Below are 10,723 nucleotides of genomic sequence, written 5' to 3'. Positions count from 1 at the left end.
TCGCCACCCTGCGTTCTTACCTGTCCACTGCCGCCAAGCACGGCATGGACGCCCTCGACGTGCTCAAGCAACTATTCACCACCGGGCCGTGGTTGCCCCAAACGGCTACCCCAAGCTGAATACGTACCCTGAGCCCACTACTACCACGTCGTAACTGTCGTGCCAGCTCGCCGTCTCGTTCATTTCCGAGCCTCCTAGCAGGTCGCCCCGGACGAATGGTTAAACCAAAGATAGTTGAACATTCACCTATTGCGGCGAGAGTTGCGGTGTGACTTTTTACCGAGACGCCGGACACCCCCCGCCCCCACCATTTCATCTCTGAAGCAGTGGTAACGCGTCAAACTTCATCGGCCGGGGCGGCGAGCGTGGCGCCGCCGATATCCATGGGGCCGCCGTCCTCGGCCTTGAGCCGGGTGATCTCGGTGACCGCGTCGCCGGTGACCAGGCGGGTGTTCCAGTCGGCCGTGCTGATCGTCGAGGAGAACACCACCTTCGGCATGTCCCGCCACCGGCGGGCGAACTCGATCTCCGCCGGTAGTCGGTACTCGGCGTACAGACCAAACACGGCGCGGAACAATCATCGGTCAAGCAACACCTGGGATCGACATACACTTGCGGCCATGCGGCGACGCGACGCGCTCTGGTGGGCTTTGTTCGGTGCAGGCTGTTTTGCCGTGCTGGCCACGGGCGCCTGGGCCTACGCAAACGGGCAGCCCTCTCATCTGCTCTTTGCCCTCATCGTCGCCTACGGGATCACGTTGTCCATCGCCTTCCGCGCCTTGGGCGTGAGGCGGATCTGGCCGAAGCGCTCACCGGACAATGCCAGACGTTGAAGCGAAACGTCGAGCCGCTCTTCCCCCAACGCTCGGAGAGTGTCTGCCGCTGAAGCGCCGCACGTCGGGCACCGGTCCTTTCGCCGGATCTGCTCGCGGAGAGTGCGCCGGGCAGCGAGGGTCAGCCGGTTACGGATCTGGGCCAGGGACAGGAACGGGGCGGTCACTCCTCACACCAGCCCGAGGCTGAGGGCCAACTCGCCGATCATTGCCGGAGCCTTCGGGTCCCGGGCGATCTCGGCGAGAACGTCCCGGCCTACCGGCCGGCGGCGCACCTCGCACGGGGCCAGGATCTCCGCATCCAGCAGCACCCGAGCAGCGTTGGTCGGATCGTCGGCCTGAAGGTACGCGCGGGCAGCGTCGATGAGATGCGCGGCCCGATGCTCCACCGGCAGCAACCGCCACCCGTCCCGCCGAACCACCTGTCCGTGTCGGGCAACCGCCACCGGCCCGTCGCCCAACTCCACCGCTGCGGCGACCCGGGCCAACTCCACAGCAGTCGGCCCGAACGCCGTCCGGTGAAGGTCATGCCCATCCCCCACCCGAACCGCCATCTCGGCAGCCTCGTCCAACAACTCACCGGCCGCGCGTTCGTCGCCGGACCGGGCCGCCACCAACCCGGCCTGCACCAGCAACGCCCCACACAACGACAACTCCTGAGGAGAGCCGGCATCAAGATCCGAAGGAGCGATCCGGTACGCCGCCGCCAGCAACACCGACCGCGCCCACGCCGACGACCGCAACACCTGCCCAAGCTGCACCGCCGCACACGCCACCAACACCCGATCCCCGGCAGCTGCAGCCATCGCCCGATCGACGGCCAACCAGGCCAGATCCGCCTCGTCCAGCTTCACCAGCAACGCCGCCGTCACCCGGTACGCCTCCACCACCGCTGCCCGGCCCCGAACCGGATCCCGGGCATACGTGCGCTGCACATCGCACAGCAGGCTCGGCAGCAGCTCCACCACCTGCGGATATCGGGCGTGCTGGTACGCAGTCCAGGCGTACCCGACATGGCGGTCGAGACGATCGGCTGGCAGCACCGGTGCTGGCCGGTCACGCACGAGCTCGTACGCCGACAACGCTGCCCGGATCCGCGCAACGTCCTCGGTCTGCTCGACCGCACCGGCGGGCTGGGCGTCACGCCCGAGCAGCGCCGCGGCGTCGACCCGCAGCACGGCGGCGATGTCCCGGATGGTCGACACCCGCTCCAACGAGCGAACCCCACGCTCGACCTTGTCCACCCAACTCTTCGACTTGCCGAGACGATCAGCAAGAGACTGCTGCGACAACCGCCGCCGCACCCGCAGATACGCCACCCGCCGACCAATCGGCACCCGCTCACCGGTCACGACGCCACCGCCGATCCGGCACCGCCCGAGTCGTCTCCTCGACCGGACCGGCAGCACCGGGCCGTGGGTGCTCACCGCGCACCGCCCGAAAAACCGGACGACGCTCGCGCAGGCCTGCCGGCTGGTCGCCCGCTCCACCTGCCAGCATGGGTATGGAGCCAGCCGCAACCACCACGCCCGGGCAGACGACACACAAGCCGTCGCGCCCTGGTAGATGGACCGCGAGGATCACCCGCTCCGGTCCGCCGCTCACTGCTCACCCACCTGGGGCCAGTGACCACGATTGATCGGAATCCGATGCCGGGCATGGCACGGCAGGTCGGCACCACAGCGACAGATCCGCCGCTGGAACTGCGAGGACCACACCGGCCGATGCCGCCGCGCGAAGGTCAACGCGGTGGCCGAGATGTACTCGTCGTACGAGACGTGCCGGCCCGTCGCCGCCGACTGGCCCAACGACCTGGCCACGCGTCGGGTCACCGGAGGCCCTCCGGTCGGCGTGCGCTGCGCTGGTCTGCCGATTCGTGGCGGCCCTGGCAGCGCCGTAGTTGCCTCGCGTGGTCGAGCAGACGCTCCTGCGCCGCTGCCTGCTCGACGTCCTGATATCGCTGCCCGGTCCCTGGCGGTGGCGGAGGCTGAGGCCGCCGGAGCAGCCACCGCGTCAGCATGCGCAGCTCAGACCAGATCGTCACAGACTCGCCTCCTTGATCGAGCAACAGGAGGCGGCGACGAGGTTCGGCGCGGCTCTATCGGGTGTCAAGCAGGCACAGGCCCGCCGCCGCCAGTGACGGGAACGCTACGAGTAGTCACCGGCCGTGGCGGGGAGAGTCTGTACCTGAGGGAGAGTTACCCGGTCATGCCGATGGCGAGGGCCAACTCTCGGGCATCCTCACCAACCGTGCCCGCCCGATTCGACAGTTCCAGCGCGACAGTGCGGGCATAAGGGTTGTGCCGTACCGTGTCGACGCTCTCCCGCAATGCCCGGCCGAGCAGGTGCACCGCCGCGACCTCCCCACGATCCAGCATGTGCGCCCGAGCGGCATCGATCAATGCGGCAGCCCGGCGGGTGTGCGAGGGCAACGCCCGATAGTCGGTGGTGTCGGCCCGCCGCACCGCCTCGCCCGGCCGGCACAGGTCCGTCTCTATGGTGACCGCATACGCCGCACACGCCGCCGAGCCGAACATCAGCCACGGATGGACGTACCCACCGCCGAGCCGGCTCGCGGCCGAGTCGGCGGCATCCCACGCCCGCCACGCCCGACCGGCCCGGCCGGCCTTGCTGTGGCCCAGCGCAATACCGAGTTGCACCTGACCCCACCGCGTCAACTGCTCACCACCCGCCGCCGGGTCGACCAGTTCCGCAGCCTCGACCAGCACCTGCTCGGCGGCGTCGACCTGGTTCGCGCCCCGGTAGACGTGCGCGTAGTACCAGGCAGCCACCGCCATCGCGGCCGGGTCGTCCGCGTCCTGGGCAGCCGACATCGCCCGGTCGGCAGCCAGCCACACCAACTCCGGCAACGGTTGGTGCGCCAAGTACAACTGCACCAGGTGATACACCCGCGCCAACTCGACCAACGCCTGCCGACGGTCCCCGCCATCGAGCTTCCGGACGCTCCGTTGCACATCCGTCAGCAACCCGGGAAGCACAGCCGCTGCCGCCGTACGCTCAGCCGTGGACCGATGCCACAATGCCCAGGCCTGATCAACCAGATCGCGCACCACCTCAACTGGCGTCACCGCGCCCATCGGCACGGAAGCGCGTTGCATCGCGGCAGCCACCTTGCCGACCTCGGAATGCCCGGCCCTGGTCACCGACGCCACCGGCAACGACTGATCACCAGTCAAATCCGCAAGATCGGAAATATCGAGCACCTCAGCCAACCGCAGCAACATGGGCAGGCGAGGCGGCAAAAGCCGACCATTCTCCAGAGCCTTGACCCACTCCGCGCTACGCCCGACCAACCCACCAAGAACCGGCCGGGTCTTCCCCGCACGCTCGCGGTACATCCGAAGACGCGCACCAAACGTCGCGGAATCGCTCATCATCGTCCCCCAGGTAGCAGTCTGGGCAGCGGACCACCAGTGATTGGCAGACCACCACAGTCGACGGTACCCGCGCTTACCGCCAAAGTCTGCAAGCGCCAGGCCGGAGAGTTCGACCTTCGCCACACCAACCTCGCCAGTTGGAGAGGCGAGGCCGGCGACCACCACGCCGCCATCACCAGCTTCGAGCAACTCCTCACCGACCAACTACGCGTCCTCGGCCCCGACCACCCCAACACCCTGGCAACTCGCGCCAACTTGGCGCATCTGCTACTACGGCGAGGCGCGGTGCTGGCCGCACGAACACAGGCAACGGCAAAACTCGAAGCAGAAAGACGACTATTCGGATCAGGCGACCATCGGACGCGGCAAACACAGAAGTTAGTTAACGAGATTAGAACCCACATGGGCGGACGACCGGGCCCGAGACCTAACAACCGGAAGAAGCGTTGAGCCGCCGCCAGCAGACCGGACACATGCACCAGTGATGTCGGAATCTTCGGCGATTCGGGCGCCACGCTCGGCCCGGCTCAGCGGTGGTGCCGTCGGCACCAGCGCACGATGCCGCCTCTGGTTGCGCAGTCGCCTCGCTGCTGGGTGCTGTCGCTGCCGCACTCGGTCAGGGAACCCTCATCGTACGCTTCAGTGTCAGCGAGGTACGCCGTCACCCCCAACGCCTATGAGCCGTGAGATCCGAGAGCCCCCGATCGGCACCCGGTCACCGTCCACGACCAACGTCGATCCGCCCCTGCCCGAGTCGTCTCCTCAACTGGAATCCGCTCCGCCTCAAAATACGTGCAATGATCTTGGGCGTCTTGGAGCACCCGTTTGCCCAGCTCAACAGCGCTGCTGATAGCCCGCCGAGGCTAGGTGAGGAGCCGGACTCGGGGCACCTCTCGGCTCTCGGCGATCGGCACAGCGCAGTGTTCGCAGGGGGTGGGGCACGGCCGGACGAGGTTGGTCTGATCGGAGAAAGCACCTGACGCGTTGTGCTCGGGACAGTGGTAGCCGAGGTGGAGCCGGACCCACGGCGAGCCATACCCACGCGTCAGTGGCGTAGCGGCTACATCACGTTTGGCGTCATGGAATGGCGCAAACCAGTAGTCCACCACCGCCCGGAGGGTGATCTGATCTTTCGCTGCGCCAGTATCGAAGGCTGACATCCGTGCGGCGGTGTAGTGCCTGTCGGTGCGGCTGTCCCCGGAGCAGATGGCTCGCTCCGCTCCCAATTCGAAGCGAGTGGTCCGGCCAATGCGCTCGCAGACGAAGCAGTCGATGCTCAGTTCAAGTGCACTGTTCCAGTGGAGGTTGTGGAACGGCGACTGTGGCACGGCGAGGGTGGCCGTGATCTCTATAGATTGGAGCACCACGCGATGGTGCCACGGGGTCCCAACAGCATCGCTCAGATCATGATCGCTTTCCTGTCATTCGCAGACCTCACCGGCCCAGTACTCACTCAAGCCGACGGCATCCCGAGAAGATCACTTGCCGTGCCGTTCCTGGCGCGCCCGCTCACATGTCGTCCGCGACGTGCCCCAGATCGCCGTTTCGCCATAATGGCGGTGTCCCGACCGATCGGACACCGCCGTACCGACGGAACGGAGTCGATCAACTGGCTGCGGAGGTCAGGCGAGCCCCTCCATCCGCATACCAGTTGACAACGAACTCCCCGGGCTGACGGGTGCCCGAAGTCCGCAGGTGCCGGAAGTGCAGGTCACGGCACCTGCGGTCATTACTTGGCGTTGAAGTAGCTGGCCTCGGGGTGGTGGACGACGATGGCGTCGGTGGCCTGCTCCGGCATGAGCTGGAACTCCTCGGAGAGTTGCACGCCGATCCGCTCGGCGCCGAGCAGCTCCACGATCTTCGCCCGGTCCTCCAGGTCGGGGCAGGCCGGGTAGCCGAACGCGTACCGGCAGCCGCGGTAGTCGGTGCGCAGCAGGCCGGCCAGGTCCGCCGGGTCGTCGTCGGCGACGGTACGGCCCTCGGGCAGGGTCAGCTCGGCTCGGACGCGCTTGTGCCAGTACTCGGCGAGGGCCTCGGTGAGCTGCACGGAGAGCCCGTGCACCTCCAGGTAGTCGCGGTACTCGTTGGCGGCGAACAGCTTGGCCGCGTACTCGCTGACCGGCTGGCCCACGGTGACCAGCTGCAACGCGACCACGTCCAGTTGGTCGCCGCGGGGGCGGAAGAAGTCGGCCAGGCAGAGTCGCCGCTCCTGGCGCTGCCGGGGGAAGGTGAACCGGGCCCGCTCGGCGTGCCCGTTCTCGTCCAGCACCACCAGGTCGTTGCCCTCGGAGTAGGCCGGGAAGTAGCCGTACACCACGGCCGCTTCCAGCACCTGGTCGGCGATCAGCCGGTCCAGCCAGTAGCGCAGCCGGGGCCGGCCCTCGGTCTCCACCAGTTCCTCGTACGACGGGCCCGTGCCGCCGCGCGCACCCCGCAGCCCCCACTGGCCCATGAAGGTGGCGCGCTCGTCCAGCAGCGCCGCGTAGTCGGCCAACGGCACACCCTTGACCACCCGGGTGCCGCGGAACGGCGCCGCCGGCACCGGCACGTCGGTGGCGACGGTCGAGCGGACCGAGGTGTCGTGCAGGTCCGGCAGGGACTCGGCGACAATGGCCCGTTGCCGTTCCCGGCGGGCCCGCCGGGCCGCCAGGGCCACCTCCCGCTCGGGGTCGATCACCGGCGCGCCGCCGCGCTTGGCCGTCATCACCCGGTCCATCAGGGACAGTCCCTCGAAGGCGTCGCGGGCGTAGTGCACCTGGCCGGGGAAGATCGACCGCAGGTCGTCCTCGACGTACGCCCGGGTCAGCGCCGCACCGCCGAGCAGGACCGGCCAGCGCTCCGCGACCCCACGCGAGGCCATCTCGGCCAGGTTCTCCTTCATCACGACCGTGCTCTTGACCAGCAGGCCCGACATGCCGATGACATCGGCGCGGTGCTGCTCGGCGGCGTCGAGGATGGCGGAGATCGGCTGCTTGATGCCGATGTTGACCACCTCGTAGCCGTTGTTGGAGAGGATGATGTCGACCAGGTTCTTGCCGATGTCGTGCACGTCGCCCCGGACCGTGGCGAGCACGATGCGACCCTTGCCGTCGTCGTCGGCCTTCTCCAGGTGCGGTTCGAGGTACGCCACCGCGGTCTTCATCACCTCGGCGGATTGAAGCACGAACGGCAACTGCATCTGCCCGGAACCGAACAGCTCGCCGACCACCTTCATGCCATCCAGCAGGATGTCGTTGATGATGGCCAGCGGGGCCGTGCCGGCGGCCATCGCCGCGTCCAGGTCGGCCTCCAGGCCGTTGCGTTCGCCGTCGATGATCCGCCGCTTGAGCCGCTCGTTGAGCGGCAGCGCGGCCAGTTCCTCGGCGCGGGTGGCGCGCGCCGAGGCCGCGTCGATGCCCTCGAAGAGCTCGATGAAGCGCTGCACCGGGTCGTAGCCCTCGCGGCGGCGGTCGTGGATCAGGTCGAGGGCGACCTCGCGCTGCTCGTCGGGGATCTTCGACATCGGCAGGATCTTGCTGGCGTGCACGATCGCCGAGGTGAGCCCGGCCTGCACGCACTCGTGCAGGAAGACCGAGTTGAGCACCTGCCGGGCGGCCGGGTTGAGCCCGAAGGAGACGTTGGAGATGCCCAGGGTGAAGTTCACCCCGGGCCAGCGGCGGGCGATCTCCCGGATCGCCTCGATCGTCTCGATGCCGTCGCGGCGGGTCTCCTCCTGACCGGTGGCGATCGGGAAGGTCAGCGCGTCGATGAGGATGTCGGAGCGGCGCATCCCCCACCGGCCGGTGAGGTCGGCGATCAGCCGCTCGGCGATGCGTACCTTCCACTCCTTCGTGCGGGCCTGGCCCTCCTCGTCGATGAGCAGGGCCACCACGGCGGCGCCGTGCTCGGCAACCACCGGCATCACCCGCGCGTACCGCGACCCGGGGCCGTCGCCGTCCTCGAAGTTGACCGAGTTGACCACGCACCGGCCGCCGAGCATCTCCAGCCCCGCCTCGATCACCGCCGGCTCGGTCGAGTCCAGCATGATCGGCAGAGTGGAGGCGGTGGCGAACCGGCCGGCCAGCTCGCGCATGTCGGTGGTGCCGTCGCGTCCCACGTAGTCGACGCAGAGGTCCAGCAGGTGCGAGCCGTCGCGGGCCTGGCCACGGGCGATCTCCACGCAGGACTGCCAGTCGGCGGCGAGCATCGCCTCCCGGAACGCCCGGGAGCCGTTGGCGTTGCTCCGCTCCCCCACCATCAGCACGCTGACGTCCTGAGCGAACGGCACGTGCTGGTAGACCGAGGAGACACCCGGGTCGATGCGCGGCTCGCGCGGGCCCGGCCGGGCGCCGGCCAGCCGCTCGGCGAGCACCCGGACGTGCTCGGGGGTGCTGCCGCAACAACCGCCGATCAGGGATACGCCGTACTCGGTGACGAAGCGTTCCAGGGCGTCGGCCAACTCCACCGGGGTCAGCGGGTAGACCGCGCCGTCGGCGGTGAGCTGCGGCAGGCCTGCGTTCGGCATCACCGACAGCGGCACCCGGGCGTGCTGGGAGAGGTAGCGCAGGTGCTCACCCATCTCGGCCGGCCCGGTGGCGCAGTTCAGGCCGATGAGGTCGACGCCGAGCGGCTCGATCGCGGTCAACGCCGCGCCGATCTCGCTGCCGACCAGCATGGTGCCGGTGGTCTCCACGGTGACCTGGCAGATCAGCGGGACCTTGCGGCCCAACTCCGCCATGGCCCGGTGCGAGCCGACCACGGCGGCCTTGGCTTGGAGCAGGTCCTGGCAGGTCTCCACGATCAGGGCGTCCGCGCCGCCCTCGAGCAGGCCGGCGGCGTTTTCCTGGTACGCGTCCCGCAGCGTCGCGTAGGGGGTGTGGCCGAGGGTGGGCAGCTTCGTGCCGGGGCCGATCGAGCCGAGCACGAAGCGGGGCCGTTCGGGTGTGGCGTACGCGTCGGCCGCCTCCCGGGCGATCCGGGCGCCGGCGGCGGAAAGTTCCCGGATCCGGTGCTGGATGTCGTACTCGCCGAGATTGGCCAGGTTCGCGCCGAAGGTGTTGGTTTCGACGCAGTCCGCGCCGGCGTCGAGGTACGCCTCGTGCACCCCCCGCACCACGTCCGGGCGGGTGATGTTGAGGATCTCGTTGCAGCCCTCGAGGCCGTCGAAGTCTTCCAGGGGCAGGTCGGCGGTCTGGAGCATCGTCCCCATCGCCCCGTCGGCGATGAGGATCCGGTCTGCCAGCGCATCGAGCAACGAAGTCCGCACGTACCCCAGGTTAGTCCGCCCGAGTGCGGCGCGATTCCCGGCGCCGCACCGTCCCACATCATGCCACCGGGAGCAGGCTGTCCGGCTTTGCGCCGCTATGCCGGTTGGCGTCGGCGATCCGGTTCTGCGGCGGCCCGGGACGCCGACGCGGACGCCGGCCGCAATCCGGCGCGGCCAACGGGCCACCTTTTCGCGCGGCACGTAGGCTGACTGATGTGAGGGACTACAGCGACACCACCATGCCCGACGGGCGCGCGACGGGGGCCGCCCCCGGCGCCGCCGGTGACGAGCGGGGTGGGGTGACGGCGTGACCGAGTTCGACGGCCTGCCGGTGCTGCGGTCTCCGGTGGCCATCGCCGCGTTCGAAGGCTGGAACGACGCCGCCGACGCCTCGACCGCCGCCGTCGAGCACCTCGAGCAGGTGTGGCAGGCCCGGCCCGTCACCGAACTGGATCCGGAGGACTTCTACGACTTCCAGGTCAGCCGGCCCACCATCACGATGTCCGACGGCGCCACCCGCCGGGTGGAATGGCCGACGACGCGGTTCACCGTGGCCAGCCCGTCCGGCACTGAGCGGGACGTGGTGCTGATCCGGGGCATCGAGCCGAGCATGCGCTGGCGGACCTTCTGCGAGCAGGTGCTGGAGCTCTGCCACGCCCTGGAGGTCGAGCGGGTGGTGCTGCTGGGCGCCCTGCTGGCCGACGTGCCCTACACTCGGCCGCTGCCGATCAGCGGCAGCGCCTCCGACGCCGACGCCGCCAAGCGCTACCAACTCACCCCCACCCGCTACGACGGGCCGACGGGCATCGTGGGCGTGCTGCACGACGCCTGCACCCGGGCCGAGGTCGACGCGGTCTCGTTCTGGGTGCACGTGCCGCACTACGCCAACAACCCGCCCTGCCCGAAGGCGACTCTCGCCCTGCTGCACCGGGTCGAGGAGGTGCTCGACCTGCCGGTGCCGATGGCCGACCTGGCCGAGGAGGCCGCCGAGTGGGAACAGCGGGTGCGCAGCGCCGCCGAGCAGGACGCCGAACTCGGCGAGTACGTGCGTGAGCTGGAGGAGCGGGTCGGCGACGCCGGCATCACCCCGCTGACCGGGGACGAGATCGCCCAGGAGTTCGAGAAGTACCTACGCCGTCGAGGCGGCTCCGCCGGCCCCACCGCCGGCTCCTGGTAACCGTTACCCCACTCTCTGCGCGTTGATCATGAGGTTAGCGGCACTTTGAAGATCGACCACTGCCGCTAAC

7 protein-coding genes and 1 pseudogene are annotated in these 10,723 nt (G+C 69.0%); 3 read left to right on the top strand and 5 right to left on the bottom strand.

Annotation, left to right across the window (positions count from 1 at the left end; translation table 11 throughout):
* Positions 1-337: 337 nt before the first annotated feature.
* Entirely contained in the window at positions 338-565 is a 228-nt protein-coding gene (locus tag IEY61_RS13520; protein WP_229705877.1) for a dihydrofolate reductase family protein, read from the bottom strand.
* Positions 566-620: 55 nt separating this feature from the next.
* Here IEY61_RS13520 and IEY61_RS13515 point away from each other — a divergent pair, with 55 nt between their 5' ends.
* A complete protein-coding gene (locus IEY61_RS13515) occupies positions 621-833 on the top strand; it encodes a hypothetical protein (RefSeq protein ID WP_189044079.1) in 213 nt (70 codons plus the stop codon).
* A 170-nt stretch (positions 834-1,003) separates the two neighbouring features.
* Here IEY61_RS13515 and IEY61_RS13510 read toward each other — a convergent pair whose 3' ends face one another.
* The 3 genes and pseudogenes from IEY61_RS13510 to IEY61_RS13500 form a co-directional block, all read right to left on the bottom strand.
* The gene (locus tag IEY61_RS13510; RefSeq protein ID WP_229705876.1) at positions 1,004-2,260 is read right to left on the bottom strand and encodes a helix-turn-helix domain-containing protein; all 1,257 of its coding nucleotides are present in this window, start codon (positions 2,258-2,260) and stop codon (positions 1,004-1,006) included.
* A gap of 9 nt (positions 2,261-2,269) precedes the next feature.
* Positions 2,270-2,606, bottom strand: a pseudogene (locus IEY61_RS31985) (hypothetical protein); the annotation flags it as partial.
* Between the two features lie 425 nt (positions 2,607-3,031).
* Positions 3,032-4,228 (bottom strand): helix-turn-helix domain-containing protein, encoded by a 1,197-nt coding sequence (locus IEY61_RS13500; RefSeq protein WP_189044109.1) that lies wholly within the window; start codon positions 4,226-4,228, stop codon positions 3,032-3,034.
* 39 nt (positions 4,229-4,267) lie between these two features.
* Between IEY61_RS13500 and IEY61_RS32145 the strand changes: the two genes are divergently transcribed.
* A complete protein-coding gene (locus IEY61_RS32145; protein ID WP_373293147.1) occupies positions 4,268-4,681 on the top strand; it encodes a tetratricopeptide repeat protein in 414 nt (137 codons plus the stop codon).
* A 1,279-nt stretch (positions 4,682-5,960) separates the two neighbouring features.
* Here IEY61_RS32145 and metH read toward each other — a convergent pair.
* On the bottom strand, positions 5,961-9,476 hold the full coding sequence (gene metH, locus IEY61_RS13490) for a methionine synthase (protein WP_189044077.1): 3,516 nt from the start codon (positions 9,474-9,476) through the stop codon (positions 5,961-5,963).
* A gap of 307 nt (positions 9,477-9,783) precedes the next feature.
* On the opposite strand from metH, the gene IEY61_RS13485 reads away from it, so the two are divergent.
* Positions 9,784-10,653 (top strand): PAC2 family protein, encoded by an 870-nt coding sequence (locus IEY61_RS13485; RefSeq protein WP_189044075.1) that lies wholly within the window; start codon positions 9,784-9,786, stop codon positions 10,651-10,653.
* The last annotated feature ends 70 nt before the right edge of the window (positions 10,654-10,723 follow it).

The sequence above is a fragment of the Micromonospora sonchi genome (assembly GCF_014646235.1).
Lineage (GTDB): Bacteria > Actinomycetota > Actinomycetes > Mycobacteriales > Micromonosporaceae > Micromonospora > Micromonospora sonchi.
Note: the sequence above shows the minus strand (reverse complement) of the source record. Positions and strands in the feature narration are given on the sequence as shown.